Source organism: Streptomyces niger (assembly GCF_000718305.1).
GTDB lineage: Bacteria > Actinomycetota > Actinomycetes > Streptomycetales > Streptomycetaceae > Streptomyces > Streptomyces niger.
On sequence record NZ_JOFQ01000022.1, the window covers coordinates 70972 to 94293 of the forward strand.

At 68.0% G+C, this 23322-nt stretch carries 16 protein-coding genes and 3 pseudogenes; 13 read left to right on the top strand and 6 right to left on the bottom strand.

What is annotated here, in order from left to right:
* Positions 1-65 precede the first annotated feature (65 nt).
* The gene (locus IF20_RS30870; protein ID WP_052868689.1) at positions 66-1037 is read right to left on the bottom strand and encodes an SDR family NAD(P)-dependent oxidoreductase; all 972 of its coding nucleotides are present in this window, start codon (positions 1035-1037) and stop codon (positions 66-68) included.
* 63 nt (positions 1038-1100) lie between these two features.
* Between IF20_RS30870 and IF20_RS30875 the strand changes: the two genes are divergently transcribed.
* The 5 genes and pseudogenes from IF20_RS30875 to IF20_RS38350 all read left to right on the top strand — a co-directional run.
* Complete coding sequence (locus IF20_RS30875) at positions 1101-1676, top strand: TetR/AcrR family transcriptional regulator (RefSeq protein ID WP_110944693.1); 576 nt, start codon at positions 1101-1103, stop codon at positions 1674-1676.
* Positions 1677-3576: 1900 nt separating this feature from the next.
* Positions 3577-4830: a PLP-dependent cysteine synthase family protein gene (locus IF20_RS30880; RefSeq protein WP_110944694.1), complete on the top strand. Its 1254-nt coding sequence runs from the start codon at positions 3577-3579 to the stop codon at positions 4828-4830.
* On the top strand, positions 4827-6158 hold the full coding sequence (locus IF20_RS30885) for an MDR family MFS transporter (protein ID WP_052868691.1): 1332 nt from the start codon (positions 4827-4829) through the stop codon (positions 6156-6158). The genes IF20_RS30880 and IF20_RS30885 overlap by 4 nt, the downstream gene beginning before the upstream one ends.
* A 257-nt stretch (positions 6159-6415) precedes the next feature.
* Positions 6416-6943 (top strand): DUF4396 domain-containing protein, encoded by a 528-nt coding sequence (locus IF20_RS30890; RefSeq protein WP_052868692.1) that lies wholly within the window; start codon positions 6416-6418, stop codon positions 6941-6943.
* Between the two features lie 474 nt (positions 6944-7417).
* Positions 7418-8737 (top strand): annotated as a pseudogene (locus IF20_RS38350) (MFS transporter); the annotation flags it as partial.
* Positions 8738-9106: 369 nt separating this feature from the next.
* Here the strand turns inward: IF20_RS38350 and IF20_RS30900 are convergent.
* Positions 9107-9925: pseudogene (locus tag IF20_RS30900) on the bottom strand (M23 family metallopeptidase); the annotation flags it as partial.
* A gap of 55 nt (positions 9926-9980) precedes the next feature.
* The gene (locus IF20_RS30905; RefSeq protein ID WP_052868694.1) at positions 9981-10487 is read right to left on the bottom strand and encodes an ArsR/SmtB family transcription factor; all 507 of its coding nucleotides are present in this window, start codon (positions 10485-10487) and stop codon (positions 9981-9983) included.
* Positions 10488-10738: 251 nt separating this feature from the next.
* On the opposite strand from IF20_RS30905, the gene IF20_RS39420 reads away from it, so the two are divergent.
* The 7 genes from IF20_RS39420 (at position 10739) to IF20_RS30940 (ending at position 20475) form a co-directional block, all read left to right on the top strand.
* Positions 10739-12109 carry an HNH endonuclease signature motif containing protein gene (locus tag IF20_RS39420; protein WP_199896817.1) on the top strand — a complete coding sequence of 457 codons (1371 nt, stop codon included), beginning with the start codon at positions 10739-10741 and terminating at the stop codon, positions 12107-12109.
* Between the two features lie 645 nt (positions 12110-12754).
* On the top strand, positions 12755-13999 hold the full coding sequence (locus IF20_RS30915; protein ID WP_110944696.1) for an ACP S-malonyltransferase: 1245 nt from the start codon (positions 12755-12757) through the stop codon (positions 13997-13999).
* 14 nt (positions 14000-14013) lie between these two features.
* Positions 14014-14220, top strand: coding sequence for an acyl carrier protein (locus IF20_RS39425; RefSeq protein WP_052868697.1), 207 nt, complete (start codon positions 14014-14016; stop codon positions 14218-14220).
* The gene (locus IF20_RS30925) at positions 14220-16922 is read left to right on the top strand and encodes an SDR family oxidoreductase (RefSeq protein ID WP_052868698.1); all 2703 of its coding nucleotides are present in this window, start codon (positions 14220-14222) and stop codon (positions 16920-16922) included. The genes IF20_RS39425 and IF20_RS30925 overlap by 1 nt, the downstream gene beginning before the upstream one ends.
* A gap of 681 nt (positions 16923-17603) precedes the next feature.
* A complete protein-coding gene (locus IF20_RS30930; RefSeq protein WP_052868699.1) occupies positions 17604-18647 on the top strand; it encodes a Rossmann-fold NAD(P)-binding domain-containing protein in 1044 nt (347 codons plus the stop codon).
* A gap of 8 nt (positions 18648-18655) precedes the next feature.
* A complete protein-coding gene (locus IF20_RS30935; RefSeq protein ID WP_199896819.1) occupies positions 18656-19243 on the top strand; it encodes a hotdog family protein in 588 nt (195 codons plus the stop codon).
* 269 nt (positions 19244-19512) lie between these two features.
* Entirely contained in the window at positions 19513-20475 is a 963-nt protein-coding gene (locus IF20_RS30940; RefSeq protein WP_052868701.1) for a phosphotransferase family protein, read from the top strand.
* A 197-nt stretch (positions 20476-20672) separates the two neighbouring features.
* Here the strand turns inward: IF20_RS30940 and IF20_RS39430 are convergent, their stop codons facing one another.
* Together IF20_RS39430 and IF20_RS30945 are read right to left on the bottom strand one after the other, a co-directional pair.
* Positions 20673-21104 carry a DUF6082 family protein gene (locus IF20_RS39430; RefSeq protein WP_199896820.1) on the bottom strand — a complete coding sequence of 144 codons (432 nt, stop codon included), beginning with the start codon at positions 21102-21104 and terminating at the stop codon, positions 20673-20675.
* A gap of 131 nt (positions 21105-21235) precedes the next feature.
* On the bottom strand, positions 21236-21595 hold the full coding sequence (locus IF20_RS30945) for a winged helix-turn-helix transcriptional regulator (RefSeq protein ID WP_052868702.1): 360 nt from the start codon (positions 21593-21595) through the stop codon (positions 21236-21238).
* A gap of 101 nt (positions 21596-21696) precedes the next feature.
* Here IF20_RS30945 and IF20_RS30950 point away from each other — a divergent pair, with 101 nt between their 5' ends.
* Positions 21697-22536, top strand: a complete 840-nt coding sequence (locus IF20_RS30950) for an enoyl-CoA hydratase/isomerase family protein (protein WP_052868703.1) — start codon at positions 21697-21699, stop codon at positions 22534-22536.
* Between the two features lie 6 nt (positions 22537-22542).
* Here the strand turns inward: IF20_RS30950 and IF20_RS38365 are convergent.
* Positions 22543-23320: pseudogene (locus IF20_RS38365) on the bottom strand (IS5 family transposase).
* Positions 23321-23322 lie beyond the last annotated feature (2 nt).

The following is a 23322-nucleotide window of genomic DNA, read 5'->3' on the forward strand; positions in this document are numbered from 1 at the left end:
GCGGTCAGCACACGCAGTCAGCACACGCGGCCAGCACCGTTGCGTGAATGGGTTCTGAATTTCCGTCAGCCGCGCAGCAGATCCGTCGAGACCGCCCAGAGACGCTTGGCGGTGGTGGGGTCGAGTGCCCATTCCTTGACACCATGCGGATGCTGCGCGAGGTCGGCGTCGTTCGGCACGGTGTAAGCCACTTGCGAATCGTCGAGGTAGTGGCCTCCGGAGTGAGCGAACTCCGGAGCGACGGCCGCGACAATGCTCGTGGCGGCCCCCTGCTCGATCGTCTTGTACGTGAACACTCCGGCGGCCTCGGCCTCATCGAGTGACTTCTTCTGCTGAGGTGTGAAGTTCCGCTGCAGACCCGTCGCAACACCGCCGGGGTTCACGGCATTGGCAACGATGCCGTCGGACGCCCAGCGGCGGGTCGCCTCGACGGCGAAGAGAGCGTTCGCCGTCTTCGACTGGGCGTAGGCAATCTGCGGATCGTAGCTGCGACGCTCGAAGTGGAAGTCGTCGAAGTCGACGCCGGCACGCATGTGCGCCGTCGAACTGACCGCGACGATCCGTGCTTCGCCGCGTTCGGCCGCTCCCTGGGCCAGGGCGTGGTGAAGACCGGTGGCCAGGGCGAAGTGACCGAGGTGGTTCGTCGCGAATTGCCACTCCCAGCCCTCGCGAGTCCGCTCCAGGCCACCGGTGACCACGCCGGCGTTGTTGATCAGCAGGTGGAGCGGGCCGCTCCATGCGTCGACGAACCGTGTGACGGTGGCCCTGTCGGCGAGGTCGAGCCGGACGACGCGGGGCCGGATCCCTCCGGTCGACTCCTCGATCCTCTCAGCGACGGCATCACCCGCAGTCGTGTTACGGACGGCAAGCGTCATCTCCGCCCCGGCGGCGGTCAGCGCACGAGCCGTCTCGATCCCGAGCCCGGAGGAGGCCCCCGTCACGATCGCGCGGACACCGGCAAGGTCGATGTCCCGCACCACCTCGTCCGCGGTGCTGGAGGCGGTGAAGGGTGTGGAGATGAGTTCGCGAGCGACCATGGCTTCGACTATACGAACTGAACGAGATTTGTATAGCCCGACTCTCGCTCGTACGCTCGCTTCATGAGCAGTCCCGATGCCAACTACCCACCGTCGCCGACAGTCGCCGACGCCGACCGCCGGACCCTGGTGCTGGACTCCGCCATGGTCACGTTCGCGCGATTCGGTTACCGGAAGACCTCGATGGAGGAGGTGGCACGGGCAGCGCGCATCTCCCGGCCCGGGTTGTACTTCCTCTTCTCCTCGAAGAAGGCTCTGTTCCGTGCCGCGGTCACCCAGGCCCTGGGGCGAGACATCACAGCGGTCGAGCACGTCCTGGCCGACACCGGACGCTCCCTTCCAGAGCGCCTCGTCGAGGCATTCGATCAGTGGGCGGGGCGCTACATCGGCCCGCTGACGTGCGACGTCGCAGCGGTCATCGAGGACAACCCCGACCTCCTCGGAGACATCATCGAGACAACGCCGCGACGTTTCGAGGAACTGATCACCGATGCGATCGCCGCCGAGTTGGGAAAAGAAGTGGCCCCCGCTGTCGCGCAGACGATGATCAGCGCATCGATCGGCCTCAAGCATCAGGCCCCATCACGGGAGTTCTACCTCGACCGGCTGAAGGTCGCTATCGGGCTTCTGGTGCGCTGACGCCGCTCTCGTCCGCTCTCGGCCGCTCTCTGCCGCTCCGCCGCGGCCGCACCGTTCAAGGTAAGTTGATCCCGGTTGATGCCGCTCACTTGCGATGAGCCCGTCTGCCTGTTCGTCACCCTCGTCGTCCAAGGCATGCACGACACGGGTCATGGGCTCGCGTGGTCCCACCGGCGTCGCTCACCAGCAAGCCTGATCCCGAGCCGGTCACACTGTCATCGAGCTGCCCACGCTGCTCTACCGCGCTCTACCGCACGCACTCAGATGAGGTGGGTGGACGCCTTCTCCTCATGCTCCGAGGCGTGGGATGCGGCCTCGACAACCGGCGTATCTGCCGGCCGGGTTCGACCTCCGGGTCCGACGACGGTCGCTCTCGTGGAGCTCGCCGGGGAACGACGCGACGGACAGGCACGCCACGGGGGCCGCTTCCATGGTTCCAACGCCTCGGGCAACCAAGCAGCACATAAAGGACGGAGGAACGACGCCGCCCTGCCCCTGTTTCCCCGTTAGCTCCCCCCTCAATTGTCGAGCGCGAGCGAATGAGCCCTTCAGCCATGGAGCGCCGCTCCACCCGTTCTCCGGTTTCTCATACCTCGATAGGTCAATTCACTCGGCGTTCACCCCGGTTCGTTGCACAGGAGGTCGGGGATGACGCTATGATCACGGCATGGTTACGGCCCTCCGGACTTCACCTTCGCTCCGGGCCTGCCGAAAGACGGCGGGTCCGCTGCGGGTGCTTTGGCTGGCCGTACTCCTGTTGGCACTGCTGTATACGCACGGCGTGAGCGGCGAGAGCGCGGCACACCATTCCGCGCCTGGCGTGACTATGTCCGCGACATCGGCGACGCCCGAATCGCACGAGCATGCCCCACCGCATCACCACGACGATGACGGCACGGGACACGCCTCGGACCATTGCGTGTCCGGTCAGCCACCGCAGGGCGCTGACCTGCCCAGTCCCTGTCCGACCCCGTTCGTCATCGCGTCGTTCCCGCACGCCCGCACCATCACACACTCGCGGGCGACAGAGGCCGGCATCACGTCCGCCGAGCGGCGAGATCCCGCCATTCTGCGGGTCTAGACCGATAGGCCGCCTTGTTCGAACTGGTTCGCGGTCACCCGGCCGAATCTCGATACGCCCCTGCGTCGTGCGTTGACGGCGGCCAGTTCTTCCGGCGTTGTTTCAGCCGCTTTTCGGCCCATGTTTCGGCCAAATAAGAGGCAAGTGGCTGACCGTCGGCGTCATTCATTGTTCGTCTGACCCCTGCTTACCGCGATACCTCATGCCAGGTTGCGCGGTTTCGTACGGAGCGCTGTGACGTACTCTCCCTCCCCCGTTCTCCTGCCCTTTCGGCGGCAGGTTTCCTCCTGGATTCCCGCGGCTGCCCGAGCGTTGCGCGGTGTCCTCTTCCGTTCGTGGCGGCAGCACGGCCGACCGGCAATCGTGCTGGGCGGACTGCTGATAGTGCTGCTCGGTTGCCCGCTTGCGGGACACGGCATCACCCACTCTCCCGCTCCACCGACGGCACTGACCGCGCCCACCGAAAAGGGGGCGACCTCCCAGGGGCTTGCCTCCCATCCGCATCCGGACTGCGAGGCTTTCGTCCGCGGACGGTCGGGCGCGCCGCTCGCACCGTCGGCTCATCCGGCACCACCTTCGGCGCCCTCCACGGGTGCAGTCGTGCCCCCTGCGCGCCACTTGGCATGGGACCGCATTCAGCCGTCCGCTCTCTGCGTGCCCGCGAACGGACTGAGGCCCGCGAACGGACTGAGAGCGCTGGCACGCGTCTGCCGGTGGCTCGTCTAGACATCGCTGCGCGTACTGCACGTATCACCATCGCCACGTGCCGCGCGCATAGGAGCTGCCCGCACACTCGTACAGCGACTGAAGGCACATCTCATGAACTCTCAGGCCCGCACCATCCCTGAGCCGGCGTCCCGCTTCCCTGCCGAACCGGCGTCCCGCTTCCCTGCCGAGCCGGCCTCCCGCTTCCCTGCCGAGCCGGCCTCCCGCTTCCCTGCCGAGCCGGCTTCCCATACCTCCTCGCCCGCAGCTCAGGGCCTTGCCCGGCTGGTCGGCAACACCCCTGTACTGCGTGTTTCCGAGCCGCTGGCGCCGGCCGGACGCGGCTTCTGGGCCAAGCTGGAGGGTTTCAATCCGGGCGGCATCAAAGACCGGCCCGGCCTGCACATGGTGGAGCGGGCACGCGCGCGCGGTGAGCTGCGCCCGGGGAACCGGATCATCGAATCGACAAGCGGAACACTCGGTCTGGGCCTCGCCCTGGCCGGCCTGACCTACGGCCACCCGGTGACACTGGTCACCGACCCAGGACTGGAACAGTCGATGACGCGGCTGCTGGCCGCCTACGGAGCCCAGGTCGACATCGCATCGACACCGCACCCGACCGGCGGCTGGCAGCAAGCCCGCCGCGACCGCGTTGCCCAGCTGTTGGCTCAGCACCCTGGCTCCTGGTGCCCCGATCAGTACAACAACCCCGACAACACCACGGCCTACACTCCGCTCGCTCTCGAACTGGCCTCCCAGCTGGGCCACGTCGACATCTTGGTGTGCAGTGTGGGCACCGGCGGGCACTCTTCGGGCGTCTCCCGCGTACTGCGCCAGCTCTACCCGGAGTTGCGTGTCATCGGCGTGGACACCATCGGGTCGACGATCTTCGGTCAGCCCGCCAGGGCCCGGCTGATGCGCGGCCTCGGATCGAGCATCTACCCACGCAACGTCGCCTACCGCACCTTCAGCGAGGTGCACTGGGTGGCTCCGGCGGAGGCGGTGTGGGCCTGCCGCCAGTTGGCCGCGTCCCACTACGCCACCGGGGGCTGGAGCGTGGGCGCGGTCGCGCTCGTCGCCGGCTGGCTTGCCCGGACCGAACCCGCAGCGACCCGGATCGCCGCGATCTTCCCGGACGGCCCTCAGCGGTACCTCGGCACCGTGTACGACGACGACTACTGCTCCGCACACGGCCTGCTCGACTCGCCGCCGGCCGCAGAACCGGAAGTGGTGGGGCGCCTGGACGAGAAGGAGGTCACGCGGTGGACCCGGTGCGCCGACGTGGTGGACCCGTTGACGCTGCCCCGGCCCGTCGAGGCCGCCGGCGCTGAACTCACCTCCGAGAACGAGGAGGAGGCGAACCGGTGAAGGGCACCCTCGCACAGGTACGTTCCTACGAACGTAGCGTCCAACTGCTGATGGTGAACCAGTTCACCATCAACCTCGGCTTCTACATGCTCATGCCGTACCTGGCAGCACACTTGTCCGGGACACTCGGCCTGGCCGGCTGGCTGGTCGGCTTCGTCCTGGGCGTCCGGAACTTCAGTCAGCAGGGCATGTTCCTGATCGGCGGAACGCTGGCCGACCGGTTCGGCTACAAACCACTCATCGTGGCCGGCTGTGTGCTGCGCACCTTGGGTTTCGCCACCCTCGGACTGGTGGACTCCCTGCCCGCGTTGCTGGCGGCTTCCGCCGCCACCGGCTTCGCCGGTGCACTGTTCAACCCGGCGGTCCGGGCCTACTTGGCCGCCGACGCCGGCGAGCGCCGGGTCGAGGCGTTCGCTCTGTTCAACGTGTTCTACCAGGCAGGCATTCTGCTCGGCCCGGTGGTGGGCATGGTGGTCACCGGCGTGGACTTCCGGTTCACCTGTCTGGTCTCGGCCGTGATCTTCGCTCTGCTCAGCATCGTGCAGATCCGTGCGCTGCCCGCCCGCCGGGCCGACGACACCGGCAAGCAGCATTCCGGCAAACAGCATCCCGGCAAGCAGCGTCCCGGCAAGCGGGAGAGCGTCCTGTCCGAGTGGCGCTCGGTCGCGGCCAATCCGCCGTTCCTGCTCTTCTCCGCCGCCATGATCGGCTCGTACGTACTGTCCTTCCAGGTCTACCTCTCCCTGCCACTGGAGGTGCGACGGCTGAGCGGCGACGGCGAGGCCGGTACCGCAGCAGTGGCGCTGCTCTTCGCCGTCTCAGGTTTGAGCACGATCTTGCTGCAGACCAGGGTGACGGCATGGTGCAAGACGCGGATGGCCCCCGGGCGGGCACTCGCCTGGGGACTGGCGCTCATGGGGCTCGCATTCCTGCCACTCCTGGCGGCCACCGCCCTACCCGTGCCGGGAGCCGGCCTCGGCCGGTGGCTGCTGGCTGCCGTGCCCCCGGCGTTCGCCGCCCTCTTGCTCGCACTGGGCACGATGATCGCGTATCCCTTCGAGATGGACGTCATCGTCCGGCTCTCCGGTGACCGCCTCGTGGCCACTCACTACGGGCTCTACAACACCATCTGCGGCATCGGCATCACCTTGGGGAACCTGCTCACCGGCGCGGCCCTCGACGGTGCGCGAGCCGCGGGCATGTCCGCGCTGCCATGGCTCGTACTGCTGGCCCTCGGCTTTGCCTGTGCCGCCGCGCTCTTCGGGCTGCACCGCACGGGCCGACTTACCGCGCCGGCCCCGGCCGAACCGCAGCCCGTGACAGCCTGAGTCGAACAGCTCCCGAGCCCAGGGGCGGGCGACCCGACGTCGCCCGCCTCCTGGCCGCGCTTGCGCCGAGCACGGTGTGCAGTTTCCCCCGGCCACCACCAGGCACACGACCGTCCACCGACGCCTCACAGAACGGAAGAACACACCTCACTCCTTCAGCCAAGGCGCCACCACTGGCGTTATACCCCCAGGGGGTATAACGTCGTCGGTAACGAGTACGAGGACGCCATCGCTCGAACGATTGGGGATGACAGGTCATGGAGCACGCCGCTCACCACACCAACACCCCGAACGGCCATACCGCGCATGAGGGGCACGGCCAGCATGAGCACGGCGGCCATGCGCACCGCGGGGCATCCTGGGGCATGGCAGTGAAGGCGACCCTGCACTGCCTGACCGGATGCGCCATCGGCGAGATCGTCGGCATGGCCATCGGCACCGCGCTGGCCTGGGGAAATGTACAGACGATGGTCCTGGCGATCGCGCTGGCGTTCGTGTTCGGCTACTCACTCACCCTGTTCGCGGTCCGCCGAGCCGGCGTGGATCTGAAGACCGCCATCAAGATCGCGATTGCCGCCGACACCATCTCCATCGCCGTGATGGAACTCGTCGACAACGCCATCATCGCCGTGGTCCCGGGCGCGATGGACGCCCAACTGTCCGACGGGCTGTTCTGGTCGGCGCTACTGGGCGGCTTCGCCATCGCTTTCGTCATCACCACGCCGGTCAACAAGTGGATGATCGGCCGCGGCAAGGGCCACGCCGTCGTCCACGCCTACCACTGAACAGCGCCCCATGCGGTAGGCACGTCCAGGGCGGCCAGTTCGCCCAGGGCGGCCAGTTTGCCCACGGGCACCGCCGCCCGATCCGGATCAGGCGGCGGTACGGGGTACCGGTACTCCGGTGTCCCGGTACTCCGGTACCCCGGTGTCCCAGTGCCCCGTGTCCCGGACCACCAACTCCAGTGCTGTGCCGGCGATCCCACCGGCGTCGTTGTCCTACCGAACTGGTAGCGTTCACCGCATGTCTGCTGCTTCGTGTGCGGCCGCTTGTGCCGCAGTGACCAGGGTGCCCCGCTAACGGCGGGGCGTTCGACTCACACCCTTCCTGGGCGTCCAGCCGCTTCGTGACCAGACCGGAGCGGCACGTTCGTGCTGCTCGGATTCCTCTGAGCGACGGAGCACCTGATGTTCTCGGGCATCCTTTCTTCACGCGGGCGCGGCCCGTCTCCTGTACGCGCATGGCTCGTGCTGTGCGCGGTGTCCATGCTGCAGTTCTTCATCGCGGTCGACGTGACCCTGGTCAACATCGCTCTGCCCTCGATCGGCGCCGACTTCGGTGTCGGCGGGCCTGCCCTGACCTGGGTCGTGGTCGGGTACACGATCACCGGTGGTGGGTTGCTGATGCTCGGCGGTCGGCTGAGCGATCTGCTGGGACGGCGGCGCGTGCTGCTGCTCGGCACCGGCCTGTTCGGCGCCGGCTCCTTGCTGGCAGGCCTGGCTCCCACCTTCCCTTTGCCGGTGGGCGCGCGCCTGCTGCAGGGAGCTGGTGAGGCCGTCGCGCTGCCTGCCGCGATGGCCACCATCATTCTGCTGTTCCCCGAGGGCCCACGCCGGTCGCGAGCGCTGAGCGTGTGGGCGGCGGTGGCCAGCTGCGGTCTCGTGCTGGGGTTCGTCCTGTCCGGAATCATCACCGCCCACTTGGGGTGGCGGTGGACCTTTCTGGTTGCGGTCCCCTTCATCCTGGTCGTGGTGCTGGCAGCCGTCTTCCTGATCGAGGGCGGCCGGCCCGTTGCCAAGGGCGTACCGTCACTGGACCTGCCCGGCGCGCTGCTGCTGACCGCGTGCCCACTGCTCCTCATCCTCGGCGTGGTCCAGGGCGGTGAATCCGGAACGCCCGGATGGGTGGCTCCGGCGGCGCTGGTCGGTGCGTTGACCGCCGGGGTCGCGTTCGTACGCGTTGAGGCACGCTCGCTCAATCCGCTGCTGCCGCTGCGCTTCATCGCCCACCGCACACGCCTGACGGCCAACCTGACCACGATGTTGCTGAGTGGGGCGTTGTCGACTTCGTTCCTGCTCTTCACCTTCTACCTGCAGGACCGATGGGGCGTCGGCCCGCTGGGCGCAGGCCTGACGATGCTGCCGCTGGCGGCCTCACTGATCGTGTTCTCCCTGCTCACTCCCCGTCTGCTGGGCCGGTGGGGAGCACGCGCGTGCGTGCTTGCCGGCATCGGGTTCACCGCAGCCGCGATGGCCGCGATCGCGCTCGTCTCGGCCCTGCAGGCAGACGGGGTTGCGCTGATCCCGGCCATGGCCCTGATCTCCGCCGGGATGGGATTCGGCATCGTGGGACTGCAGTACGTCGCGGTCAGCGGTGTCACCACGGATGACGCCGGGATCGCCTCTGGCGTGCAGCGCGCGGCTGACCAGTTGGGCGGCGCGACCGGAACAGCGGTCTGCATCGGCCTCGGTTTCGCCCCGGCCCTGCACTCCCATGACCCGTTCCTGGTCGCCACCCTGCTGGCCGTCGTGGGGCTCGTGATCGGCACGGTCGTGGCCTGGCGCATGCCCCGCCCATCCCCCCGGCGGACCAGCAGGAACAGGCCGGGTGACCTAGGCGTTGACCTACGCCGCGTGACCTATGCGGGTGACCTGTGCCGGGTGTGCCGCGCCCGTAACCAACGCGGCACGCCCGGCAGTACCATCCGTTCCCCTCGGCCACTCCCCCCGGCCATGTCCCGCACGGCCGGGGGCCGGTGGCCGGGGCCGGGGGCCGGTGGCCGGTGGGATTCACGCCCCGTGGGACGACGCCGGCACTACGGCTTCCGTGCTGTCCGCGCGGTCCGCGCTGTCCGCACCGGTCGTGCCGGAGGTGCCGTCCATACCGGTCGTGCCGTCCACACCGACCGTGCCGCCCGCACCGGTCGTGCCGTCCACACCGATCGTGCCGTCCGCACCGGTCATGAACACGTCGCCGTTGGCCGGCACGCCGAGCCCGCGCCAGCGGAACGGAACGCCACGCGCCGAGTCCAGGTCGGGCCCGTCCATCAGCTGGAAGTGCACGTGCGGCTGAGTGGAGTTGCCGGAGTTGCCGCAGCGGCCGAGTACCTGGCCGGCGACGACCTTCTCGCCCGCCCGAACCTCGAGCGAGCCGCGCTGGACGTGCGCGTACACGGCGTACGTCCCGCCCAGGTCGAGGACGATGTGGTTGCCGACGATACGGCGGGCCCCGCCGAGCGTCCTGCCGACGCCCTCGATCAGCCAGAAGTACAGCACCCCGGCAAGGGAGCTGCGGCTGAGGTGGTCGCGCTGGCCGTCCTCGGCGTACACGACGGTGGCATCGGCCACCGCCAGCAGGGGCGCCCCGAAGGCGGGATAGGCCTCGTTGCGGTAGGCGATGGGCCAGAACCATACGGGGGCGGGACGTGCGGGTCCCTCCTCCGGTTCAGCCATGATGTCGATGGCGTAGGTCTGCGCGAGGTTGTGCGTGCCGTGACTCGGCACCTTGTCGGCGGGGCTGTTGAGAACGGACCAGCGACCGGTGACCGGGGGCGCGACCTCGACGGGCGCCGGAGGCTCCGTCTCGATCCGCCGACGGGCAGATCGGGAGGTCACCAGGCTGATGGCGATCGCACCGAGCGCGGGCAGCCAGCTCAGCCAGTAGTTGTACGGCAGTTCCACGAAGAACCCGACGGCGATCTGGGCAAAAAAGATCAGCCACAACGCATGCTGGATCCTCGCAGCGGTCTTGCGTCGGCCTACGGACATTACTTCCCCCTCGTACAGACTCATACAGACCCGTACACAAAACAGTCAGGTCAGCTCAGGTCACGGGGCGCGCGGCGGTGAGCACTACGAGCAGCGGCACCACTCGCCCGGCAGGGACCTCGTATCGGCCACGCTCGGTGGTGTGCAGCCAGCCGGCGCCGGTCAGTTGGCGCAGGTGGTGGTAGATCTGGCCGGTGGTGCCGACGCCTTCGAGCGCAGCAAGTTCGGCGGCGGTGCGCAGACCGCCCAGAATCTCCCGCAGGAGCCGCAGCCGTACGGGGTTGCCGAGCGCGGCGAACGACTCGGCCGAGTCGAGCCAATCGTCTTCGAACAGGGTCTCTGTGAGCAGGCCGTACTGCCACTCATACCGGTGCCCTGTCGGCACCCGCACCGCCCCGGTGAACAGGACGGCACCGTCCGCCTCCTGCGTCACCGGGTGCCGCGCCTTCAGTGCGTCGAGGGCCCAGAAATCACCCTCCCCCACGGCGGGCGCAGCCGGGCTCGCACCCTCCAGTTCCGCCATGCGCCGTTCGAGCTCGGCAACACGCTCTTCCAGATCCATGCCCACGAGGTTACGTAATTATGTAATTCCGTGCAAGCTCAGGCCTCCGGCAGTCGATATCCCGTAGGAGCTGGGTCCGCACGGTTCCCTGTCGCTCTCACCCGTCACGGGCAGGGCCCGTTACCCAGATCATGGCGCCGCCTGAGCCGTGAAGACGACGACCGAGGCATCGCTGCCGACGAAGTTGCCACCGGCTTCGGTATCGACCGTGGCACCCTCTACCGGAAACCTCCCAGAGCGAAGGAGTCGTCGTGGCCTCATCCATCCCACCGGAACTCGCCATACGCGTGCCGCGTCACCGAAAGTGGATCACAGTGGATGATCTGGTCGCACGCGGCTGGACGACTCGGATGATCGAAAGGTTGGGTGAGCCGGACCATACGGAAACCACCTCGCAGGGTGGTGGGCAGGCCCAGTTCTCAAGAAGCCGAGTGTTGTCCCGGTGGAAGAAGCCGGGGGTCAGAAGAGAGGTGGAGGCCGCCCAGGCGCGGTACCGGTTTTTAAGAAACGTAATCGGACAGTTGGACGCCCCGGGCGCAACCTTCATGGTTGCTGCGCGAACGGTCGTGGTGGAGACATTCACCCATGGGGACCTGCGCATCCGCATCGGCGACCCACCGCCCTACGAGCACCGTCGCCGGATCAGCGTGTTGCTTCACATAGACGGTGAATCTCCGGATCACACCGATGCCCTCTACGCATCCGTCAGTGAGAAGCTGCGGCAGGCCCGAACGGCAGCTGGCGCGACGGCGACGTACCACCCCCGACAGCACGGCGAACGGTCCGCCGCGGTGCAGGTCGAACTGGACCGACCGTACGGAGCAGCAGCGAAGACCAAGGCTCCATGGGGACCTCACGGCCGAGACCTGCCGTGGGTCGTGGCCGCCGCGAACATGTTTCGCATCGATCTGGCTCCGCTTCTCGTGGATGGGCGGGGTCGGGATGCTACGAGCGGTACAACAGCGGTGCAGCGGCCCCAGCAGGTGGCTGGGGAGGCCGAAGGTTCCCGACTCGGCGCGGACGCCGGATCGGGAGCGAGGGCCGCGAGCGGCGCAGGCTCGGCGGCGGCACGTCGCTGCTCGGTGTGCGGGGATACGGGACTCGCCGACGGTCGGTCCAGACACCTCAAGTGCGAAGGCAGCCGTGCCGCTGCCGTCGCGTCAGGCGTGGTACCCCCCTCAGACGTCGACGACGCATCGGACAGTCGGGACATCGCATCGGACAGTCGGGACGTTGCACCGGACAGTCGGGACGTTGCCCGGTATCGACAACTCGTCTCCTCCGTCGAACAGCGAGAAGCGGCAACACGCGGCTGTCGAGTCGAGCGCGTCAACCGCGAAATAGTTCGACTCGGCCTGGCCAGGCAAGCAGTCCTCCTGAGGTGTGGAGGACGTTGTGAGAACCCGGGATGCGGTGGCCAGCCCGCCGATGTGAAAGACGACGGGCGACCGATACTGGAAGTCGACCACGTCAAGAGGATCTCCGAAGGCGGACGCGACCATCCGGTGCAGATGGTCGCCCTGTGCCCGAACTGTCATGCCATGAAGGAGCACGGCAGGCAACGTGAAGCGCTCATCGCCATCCTCCTGGAAGTGGCGGAGAAAGCACACGCTCGGTGGTGACACGCTGCCAGCGTCTACGGATTCGGCGCCATGGAGCACCACGGAAAGTCAGAGTCACGGAAAGCCAGAGTCACGGGGAGTCAGAGTTACGGGGAGTCAGAGTCGCGGAGCGCCACGGAGCTCTGATCGTTCTGACCGTCACACACTCAGTGGGCAACAGCCCTCTGACGACCCCCTGATGACACTGTCCGCGGCCGCCGCGGGCAACGGTGCTCGGATCGGAAACGCCGGGATGGCCAGTTGCTCTACCGGTCTCTACCGACCTCTACCGACAGCAGCCTGAGCGCGCTGGCGACCAGCCCGCGACTGGCCGATCTGCTACCCGCCGGCGGCGACCTCGGGCTCATCCGACGCCGGCCCGTTGCCGGTCCACGTTGGCCGAGCCGACGTTGGCTTCGGGCACAAGGAGTTGGCTTCGGGCACCAGGCCGGGCGGATGGCTGAGCGAAAGCGCCGCAACTGTGCGACGCGACAGGCGCAGAGCCTGGGAAGCAGTGTTGCTGGTGCGTCGGGAGGGCGTCAGGAGACGTGCGTGCCGAGCCCATGACCGATTCCAGGAATGTGTGGTGTTGCACCAATTGGACGCCGCTTATCGTGAGTTGATCAACACGGAGCGAATTGCTTCGGCGGGCCACCTGGAGGTGTGATGCGGAACGGACCTGTCTTCACCTTTCCTGGGCAGGGCGCCTATCTACCGGGGCTGCTGGGTACTGCGGCCAAGGAACACGACGAAGTTCGTGCTGTGTTGTCGGACATCGAAAGAGTGTCGGCCGAGTACGGGTGCCAAGAGGTGTCCTCGCTGCTCACCGACCCGGGGGCGCCGTCGGCCGACCTCCTTCAGCGCGAAGACCCTGCGCGTTGGGACTTGGCGATCTTCACTGCGGCCATCGCGGCGTACACGCTGTTGCGTGAGGTGCACGATGTCCGGCCCGTGGCCCTGGTCGGGCACAGCATGGGTGAGATGGCCGCTCTCACTGCCGGCGGTGCGCTGACGGTCACTGACGGTGCGCGGATGGTCTGCGAGCGGGCGGAGAGCCTTCGTGCGTGCCCGCCACCCGGCGGCGGCTTGGTGGCGATCAACATCAGTGCAGAACGGGGGCGTCGGCTCATCGGCGCCATTGCCGACCCGTCACTGTGTCTTGCCGCGGACAACGCGCCGCAGCAGTACGTGGTGGCCGGCGATGACGCGGCGTTGGAGCTCATCCTGACGGTGGCCGCAGCGGCGGGGTGGCGGGCGACGCGGCTGCGGTCACCGCGGATGCAGCACACGCCGTTTCTGGAGCCGGCGCGGCGGCGCTTCGTCGCCGCGGTCGGGAAACTCCGTACGCAACCGACAGGCGTCCGGGTGTTCTCGACGCATCTGTCGCGCTGGTACCAGCATGACGACGACGTCCTGGCGCTCCTGTCGCGGCACTTGGTCGCCCCGACACGTTTTCTCGGCGCGATCCGGTCGCTGTACGCCGAGGGGATGGAGGTCTTCGTCGAGTGCGGAGCCAAGGGTGCGCTGAGTGATCTGGTGACAGCCGCGGAATCCGGAGCCATCGCGGTGGCGCCGTTTCGCACCAGGCTCACCGGCGACTTCAGGGAACGCCTCGACAGCCTGCCCGATGCGCAAGCGCCGTCGCTCGGCCGGGTCACCGCGATGCCCGGCCGTACGGAGCCTGCGGTACCTGGCCAGGCCCGGGCGCCCGAGGCCACCAGCCCGCAACGCGGCGAACCTCGCCAGCAGTTGAGTTGGCCCCGGCGGGGTCGCCAGGGCCGGGCCGGACCTGTGCCGCCGGATCGGACGAGGGGGATGCCGCGAAGGCCACGTCGGCCAGCCTCCCGCTGCCACTGCCACTGCCGGAGAAGCTCCATGCGGAGATCGTTGCCCTCTACGCGGAGAGGTTGAGCTATCCGCCGGAGGTGTTCGCCGACGACGCGGATCTGGAGGCCGAGCTCGGTGTGGATTCGCTGAAGCAGATGGAACTGATGTCCGCGCTGGCAAACAAATACGGGCTGCCTCAGCTTCCGACGGGTTTCAGAATCAGCGAATACTCCACCATCCCGGATGTGGCCGACCTCGTCAGGAAACTGGCGGGTGGCGAGGCACCACAGGGGCGGAGGGCCTGATGAGCTTCGACGGTGCGGTCGCCATGGTCACCGGTGGGGGCAAGGGAGTCGGCAGGGTCATTGCGGGCAAGCTGGCGGCCCGAGGCGCTCACGTCATCGTCAACTGTTTCCACTCGCCCAGGGCAGCGGCCGACGCGGAGGCAGAGATTCGTGCGGCCGGTGGTTCGGCCGAGTCGCTGCGCGGCTCGGTGGCCCGCGAAGAGAGCGTGCAACGCATGTTCGCCGAGGTCGAGCAGCGTCACGGTCGACTTGATGTGCTCGTGAACAATGCCGCCCACGATGTGATGCAGCCTTCCCATGCCGTCACCGAACGAGACTGGGGGCGCGTATTCGACACGGGGGTGAACGGCAGCCGTTGGTGTGCGCAGGCCGCCGCGCCACTGCTCGGCCGAGGGCCCGCAGGCGCGATCGTGAACCTGTCTTCGATCGGCGCGCCGTTGATCCTTCCCAACTACACACCGGTCGGGGTGGCGAAGGCGGCCATCGAGGCGCTCACGCGGTATCAAGCAGCTGAGTACGCACCTCTCGGGATTCGAGTGAACACCGCGTCAGCCTCGCTGATCGATGGCCCCGTGGCCGCTGCCTGGCCGGAGCACGAGGTTTTCGTCCGGGCGATGCGAGATGCCGCGCCTTTGGGACCGGGCATCTCGACGGGGTATTCCATGTGCGCCGACTACTGGCCACTGACCGACCGCCAGAGGCCGTCTCCGTCGCGCCGTGAGAGCAGTGCTTCCCGGGAATCCGCGGCCTCGGCGGATCGAGCCGCGAAGGTCTCGGTTGCCGCATCGGTCACAGAACGACAGGCGGACGACAGCCGGCTGGTAGCTGTGGTGGGCATGGGCATCGCCATTCCGGGCGCCTCATCGGCGGAGGAGTTCTGGGAGGTCCTGCACCGGCGTGACCCGGTGTTCGACGAACCGGGAGAGCACTTCGACATCGACTGTTTCTGGGCCCGTGATCGCGATGCCCAGGACCGGATGTACGTCCGAAGGTCCGGCTTTCTCCGCGGTGTCGGGCCGCAGGGCGGGTCGGCGAACGAACTCGCCACAGGGGATTTCCTGCCGCTGGGCGCCGCGTGGCTCAGGCACGCCCTGGCACAAGCCCGGCGAGGAGTCGCCATCACCCTCCAGGACCGCGTCGCGTTCGTGCCGACGGTGACCGTTGACGGTTGTCTGCACTGCGAGGAGAGCGCGGTGGCGGAGCAACTCGCGGCGACGGCGGGCGAGCACGCCACCGAGGTACGCGCCGCCCTGGCCAGGCACCTGCCTCATGCTGTCAGCGATCCCTCACTCGTGCTGCCCTACCAGCAGGTTCTCCGTGCCATGAAGGGCCGGCTACCCGGGGACAGGACCGAGGCGCACATCCTGGACGCGGCCTGTGCCTCATCGCTTTACACCGTCGACGCAGGCGCGAAGCGCATCCTTTCCGGCCGCGCCGACATCGCCTTCTGCGGCGGCATGTGGATGCTCACTCCTCGGTTCAACGTCGAGTTCTCGAAACTCGGCGGACTCAGCCCGAACGAGGACGTCCGCTGCTTCGACCGTGACGCCGACGGGGTGATCCTCAGCGATGGGGCCGCACTGGTCGCGTTGAAGTCCTTGCAGAGGGCACGGTCCGACGGAGACACCGTGCTCGGGGTGCTGGCGGGCTTCGGCGGCGCCTCCGACGGGCGCGGCAAGGCCGTATACGCACCGAGCCGGACCGGCCAGGAGCGCGCGATCCGCCGAGCCCGCTCGGTACAGGGCATCACCGCATCCCGGATCGAATGGATCGTCGCCCATGCGACGGGCACACCGACCGGTGACCGCGTCGAGCTGGGGACACTGGCGGCGGTGGCCGAGGGGCACCGACCGCTGGTCACTTCGAACAAGGCGCTCGTCGGTCATACGGCCGCTGCGGCGGGCGTGGTCTCCCTCATCCATGGCCTTCTTGGTCTTCAGCATGGCAGCGTCCCGGCGCAGCAACGGTTCATCACCGTGCCCCCCGACCTGGCCGACGAGGCATCAGCGTCCCTCGTACCCATCGCCGACGCGCCGCTTCCGGACCAGAAGGGCCGGGCGGTCGGAGTCTCGGCCTTCGGCTTCGGGGGCGTCAACGCCCACCAACTGCTCGTCGAGGTCTCCCCGGAGCTGAGCGGATGCTCGATTCCCCCGCTGCTCGACGACCCGTTCGTCGTCGTGGGCTGGAGCGCTCACCTGCCGGGGGAACCGGACCGTGACCACATCCGACGGTGGTTGAGCAACTCCGGAGCCCACCCGTGGGCGACCGGGTTCGCCGACCCCTACCCGCCCCCGGCGTTCCAGCAGGTCCGGATGCCTCCCCCCGTGATCGAGGCGATCGACCGAAGCCAGCTCATGGCGCTCACCGCCGTCGCACGGCTGGTTGAGGGCGTAGGCGAACCGTGGCGGGAGATGGCCGAGCGAACCGGTGTGGTGGTCGGCCATGCCGGGTTCGCACGTCGCTCCGGCCAGGCCGCCGTCCGCGTGTACCGCCATCTGCTGGACGGCGCGCTTCCTGAGATCCGTGCGGTGGACGGAGACGCCGTGGCCGATACCATCGCGGCCGGCGTGGCCACGGTCTGCCGGGCCACGCCCCCGATCGACGAGAACACCGCCCCAGGCACGCTGCCCAACGTCATTGCCGGCCGAGTCGCCAACCGATACGACCTGCACGGTCCCCTGCCTGGCGGTCGACGTGGGTGAGGACTCCTTCCTCGGCGCGCTGAGAGCCGCGACCGACTATCTGGCAACGGGCGAACTCGACATGTGCCTCGTCCTCGGCGTCGCAGCGAACGCGACCGCCTGGGGCGCGAGGTTCGCCGGTACGAAAGCGCCGCTGGCCGAAGGCGCCTTCGCCTTCGTCGTGACACGGGAGTCGATGGCACAACAACACGGTCTCCATGTCCAAGGCCGATTGACCCCGGTGCCTGACCAGTCAGATCCGAACACACCGGATGTACCCCGCGAACCGGCGGGCGCGGGCAGGGGCGATGCACCGGTGTTCTTCGGCGCCGAAGCCGCAGTGACGCTGCTCCGGGCGCTGGAAGGCGACGCCGCATGGAAGCTGCAAGGCGACGCCACACGGCATGCACCACGTGTAGTGATCACTCCGCGCACCAACAGCCCGTCGCTCGCGGTGGCGGTGGCGGTGGCGGTGGAGCGCGCTGCCGTCCAGTCCGACGCAACGCCACTGGGAGACCGGGCCGACGCTGTCACCACAGCGCCACAAGACGGCGATGACGTACGGCGACCAGATGCATTCGAGCACGAGCATGGGCACGAGCACGCCGGTGAACGACAGTCGACGGCGCGGCTACAGGGTGCAGCACGGGAGGCGGCGCAAGAGACGGACCGCTACCGGGTATTGCTGCGGGCCGAGCCGGGATGGCGACCGGGCGACCGGGCGACCGGGAACCGGAGACCGCCATTCCCGACCGGAGTCTCGTCCTCACCGACGACGCGCGATTCGCCGAGGAACTCGCCGAGACCGCCCGGGCCCGACGTGGGCGTCTCTATTGCACCGACCCGGCGTGCCCGAGCAGCCTGGCGACAGTCGTCACCGAGGTCAATGAGCGGTCCTTCGCGGGTCAGGGGCAACTGGCCCGGCACCTGCGCGTCATCAGCAACGGGGCCGACTCGCGCGACTGGCCCCAGCCACCGCCCGACCGGACCCGACGCCTGGGCGAACTGGCCTTCCTCGCGATGAAGAACCACACCGACCTGCTGACCACCACCGCGACCGTCGGAGTCCTGGTCGTGGACGGCTTCGTCGACGCCTCGCCGTCCCCCTATGGCAGCCTCGTCACCGCACTTCTCAAGAGCTTCATGTGGGACCAGCATCAGCGCCCCTACATCTCCGTCGTGACCGATGCTCCCGAACTCTTCGCAGGTCTGGACGAGTTCGGGCGCGAGCACGGGTTCCGGACCCCGTTCTGGCGCAGGGACATCCCGACCGCCTACTACCGAGCCGGGACCCGGCACTTCCCCCGCCTGGTCCCCGACCCGATGCCTTCCTGCTCATCTCCCCTGGCCGACGGGTCGGTGATCGTGGCCAGTGGGGGAGCGCGAGGCATCACCGCAGCCGTACTCCGCGAACTCGCCCGTCAGGTCCGGGCGACCTTCTATTTGCTCGGTTCGACCGACCTGAGCCAACTGCCGACAGAGATCCTTGAAGACAGCGACGAGCAGTTGGCCCGCCGCAAGAGGGCCGTCATCTCCCAGGCCAGGCAGAAGGACCCGAACTCCCGCGTTGCCGAGGTCGCCCGAAAGTTCGACCAGTGGGAGCGGGCGCGCGAGACACGCGCCACCATCGACCGACTCGCTGCGATCGCGGGAGAGGACTCGGTGCACTACATCGCCTGCGACGTGACCGACCCGGACGCGGTGCGCCGTGCCGCGACCCAGGTGCTTGCCGACGGCAGGCCGTAGATCTCCTCGTGCACGGAGCCGGAATTCAACGCGCCGCCGAACTCGAACGCAAGTCGCTCACCGACTTCCGAGCCATCCGCGACGTCAAGATGGTGCTCGGACCGGAAACCGATCATTCCGAGGCGACATGGTGGACTCCGTGGCCGCCGGCTCCACGAACCCGACTTCGCCTCGATCGCGGGATCATGGGATCGAACGGCCGGCTGACGGGCATCTTCGCAGGAAACCGCGAAGCGTATCTGCATCCCAACGGTTGCAAGGCCACATTCGACCCGGACGTCCTCACGAGTGACCCCACCCTGCCGTTGCTTCAGACGCCGTGCGTACTGCTCGACGCCATGGTCAGGACACCGCGCACGGCCCCCGACCGATCCGACGACATCTTCATGACCGTACCGCTCGGCTTCTCCCGCGTGGTCTTCAACGTTTCGGGCAACGACCTCGACATCGGCCGGCTGAACTCCAAGGGGGTGGAGTTGTACCGCGACGCCGTCCACGACGAGATAACGGCAGTGGGGTCCGACGGCCGCGTGCTGATGCGGCTGTCCGGCTTCCGATTCACCGAGGCCGGCCGTATCAGCCTCACGAGGCATTGACCTCCCACCCCGGCGGGCTTCGTTACTCCGGTGTGGCGAGAGAGTCCTGTCGGCGCCTCCGGCCTGCTGTCTGCTGTCTGCTGTCTGCTGTCTGCTGTCTGCTGTCTGCGGCAGTGCGCTCGACCGGCCGCCAGCCGGGCCGTGTCCTGCGGCATCGACCCTTCCGGCACCTCGGCGAGCAGGTGCGTCGAACCGTCCCCATGGGCTGTGGCCAACACCTCCAGGAAAAGCTTTTGCGCATGCTGCCGTCCGGATGTTGAGGTGGCCCGGTGACCCATCACGACGAGACGGCGGCTGTCCGACCGTTGACCCTGGCTTGGGTGAGCCGACACCTGGAGGCCGGCGAACGCATCGTCAGAAGCGACGCGCTGCACGGCGGCATCACTGCCGAAATGCGGAGGCTGACCGTCAGCACCCGCGATGGAGGCACCCGTACCCTGGTGTTGCGGACCTTCGTCGACCCGTTCTACGTGGAGCGCGCCGAGGACGGGCTGAACAGGGAGGCCGGCGCCCTGACCCAGCTCACGGGAACCGGCGTGCCGGCTCCTGCACTGATCGCGGTGGACCCGACCGCCGCGCATTGCGAGTACCCGTCGCTCCTGATGACACATCTGCCGGGTCGAATGGTCCTCGACGATGAGCAATTGGAGACGCGCGTTCCCCTGCTGGCCCGACAACTCGTGGCGATCCACGCATTGCGTCCCACCGAGCGGCCCCGGGTGTATGAGGCATTGACGACCGCCGACACCGTCGTGGTACCGAAGGGCGCAAACGGGGCGGCATGGGCGGCGGCGATCGACGTGATCCGCAGGCCGGCACCGCCCTACGAGGGGCGGTTCCTGCACCGGGATTACCAGCCCGGCAACGTACTGTTCGATGTGGAGCATCCAGGGCCGGCAGGCGTCCGCATCGCGGGGGTCGTCGACTGGGCAGCGGCCTCCTGGGGCCCGGCCGATCTCCATGTGGCGCACTGTTCGACCATTCTCGCGCTCCTGCACGGCCCAGCATGGGGCCTGCGGTTCTCCGAGGCGTACGAGGAGGCCGGCGGTGTACTGGCCGCGGCCGCGAGCGAGCGCCTGTACTGGCAGGTGCGGGACGGACTGGCGTCCTCGGAAGAAGTACAGCAGGTGGCGCAGGCGTGGCGGAAGGCAGGAAGGACCGACCTGACCACGCGAGTGCTGGAGGAGCGGCTGGATGCCTATGTCACCGCCCTGATGGCCGCGCTGGGCTGAACCAACACCCGCCTTACCGACGCGCCGGCACCGGGGCCCAGGCCGTGACCGGACAGGCCAGGTCAGTGCAGGTCAGGACGGAAAGGTTGGGTCAGATGAGGTGAAGTGAAGTGAGTCAAAGTGAGGTGAAGAGAGGTGAAGTGAAGTGAGGTGCACAGCAACCAGCTGATGTCGTCCGTACCGTCGTGGGCGAGCCCCTAACGTCGGCCGCGTAGAAACGAACCGAGCACCAGTCCAGCGGCCAGACCGATCAGGGCGCCGGCCGACGTTCGCCCTGCACGCGATGTTCCCGTGACAGGCGCAGCGGGTGGCGGCGGCCCGGACACAACATTCGAGCGGATCGGTGGCCCGGCAACGACAGCGCGCGCATGTTCCTCGTCCACGATGGCCAGGAAGCGACGGCCGACACGGCTTGCGGACGAACTGGCGATCCACGAGGCATGAACCCTGATCCAGTAGTGCCGCCCCGCCTCTCCGGTGAACATGCCGGCGAGCATGTCCCGCAGCAGGCGCTCGCGGATGGTCCCGATTTCGAAGCCCATCCATGCGTAGTTCATCAGGAGATCGGCATAGACATGCCGCTTCTGCTCATGCGGATGTCGCGATGGTGCGGCGAGGGCCGAGCTCATTCTGGATATGGGTCCGGACCGGCTGGGCGATCCTTGGTACGGGTCTGGCTCTGGCCGCACGCACCCAATGGCCCGACGTGGCCAGTTAGTTGGGAGTCCCGGCGCCGCCCTGCGCCAGGCACGCCGGGATGTCACTTGTCCACACGTCGCTGGTCGTAGTGACAGCGGGCGGCTTCGACCGCGTCGAGGTGAGCGGCGGCCCATTCCAGCACGGCGTGCACAGGGGACCGAAGGGTCCGGCCCAGTGGCGTGATCCGGTACTCGATCGCCACCGGATCCGTGGACACGACGGCTCGCTCGACCATGCCGTTGCGCTCCAGTCGTCGCAGGCAGGCGGTCAGTGACTTCGGGGTGACAGCGGGCATGTGTTGCCGGAGTTCGTTGAAGCGTCGGGGTCGGTCGCACAATGCGGCCAGGACCAGCAAGGACCACTTGTCGAAGAGCTGGTCGAGCAACTGCCGGCCAGCGCCGTTGAGCTCCACTTCGGGCACTGCGGTCTACCTGGCGATACCTGATTTCGTTGAAGTATATCTGCACTACTAGATATACCTCGTATACCTATCGAGGAACGGCCTGACGGCGAAAGGGAATCATGACCGACGCGTACTCGACCCTCAAGATCTCCCTCACCAGCGGCGTTGCACACGTCATGATCGACAACCCTCCCATCAATCTGCTCGACGCTGCCCTGATGACGGACCTGGACCGGTTCGCGGACGTCATGTCCGGCGACCATGACATCCGGGTGATCGTTTTCGACAGCGCGGACCCGGACTTCTTCATCGCGCACGGCGACATGACGACCGCTGACGACCCCGCGGCATTCGTTGCCCTCCCCATCGCGCCCGAACAGGACCAGTACCTCAACCCGATGATGCGGCTCCACGAACGCATCCGGTCGCTGCCGCAGGTCACCATCGCAAAGCTGCGCGGACTGGCACGTGGCGGCGGTGCGGAACTGCTGTCCGCGATGGACATGCGGTTCGCCTCGCTCGAGCGCGCCGCAATGGCCCAGATGGAGTGCCGGCTGGGAATCATCCCGGGTGCGGGAGGCACCGCGTACCTGCCAGGTCTCGTGGGTCGGGCACGCGCACTGGAGATCATTCTTGGCGGGCAGCTGATCGATGCCGCGACCGCGGAACGGATCGGATGGGTGAACCGGGCCGTGCCGGACACCGAGCTCGACCACGTCGTCGACACTCTCGCCGCCCGCATCGCCGCTTTGCCGCCCGGGGTCGCCCGTGCCGCGACCGAAGCGGTCGACGCCGCGGCCGGGTCGACCACTCACGGCCTGCGGAAGGCCAATGAGCTCCTAAGCGGACTCTTCAGTGAGCCCGCTGCGGCCCGTCTCGCCAAGGCTGCGCTGGCCGCCGGCGCGCACACCCGCGACGGAGAGCGCCACCTTGAGGCTCTTGTCGACGACATCACCTGAGACTTCCTACCGTGATGCCTTCGGGCGTCGCCAGCAGATGAGTGCGCATCCGAGGGTGAGGAAGGCTTCGTGGATATCGTCGCGGATCTCCCAGCGGATCCGTAAGCGGCGGAACCAGTGCAGGTGGGCGAATGCGCGCTCCACGACCCAGCGTTGGGTACCCAGACCGGAGCCGTGCTCGGTGCCCCGGCGGGCGATCATCGGTTTCACGCCGAGAGCGCGGACCAGGCGGCGGTACTTGTCGTGGTCGTAGCCACGGTCGCCCAGCACCACGCCCGGGCGGCGTCGAGGTCGGCCGCGCTTGCCCCGCACCGGCGGCACGGCCTCAAGCAGGGGGACTAGCTGCGTCACGTTGTTGCGGTTGCCGCCGGTCAGTGTGACGGCGAGCGGAATGCCGGTGGCATCGGTGATCAGGTGATGTTTGCTGCCCGTCCTACCCCGGTCGACAGGGCTTCGTCCCGTCTTGGCTCCCCCTCTAACGCCCGGATGTGGGAGCCGTCCACGGCTGCCGGGGAGAAGTCCAGAGCGTTCGCACCGCGAAGCTGCGCCAGCAGGACCTCATGCAGCCGGGGCCACACCCCGGCTTTGGTCCACTCCGCGAGCCGGCGCCAGCAGGTCATGCCCGAGCCGAAGCCAAGCTCCTGCGGAAGGTGCTCCCAGGAATCCCGGTGTGCAGCACGAACAGGATGCCCTGGAACACCAGCCGGTCCGGATGCCGTTTGCGTCCCGGATGCAGGGCCCGACGCTCCACCTTCGGCAACAGCGGCTCGATGACCGCCCACAACT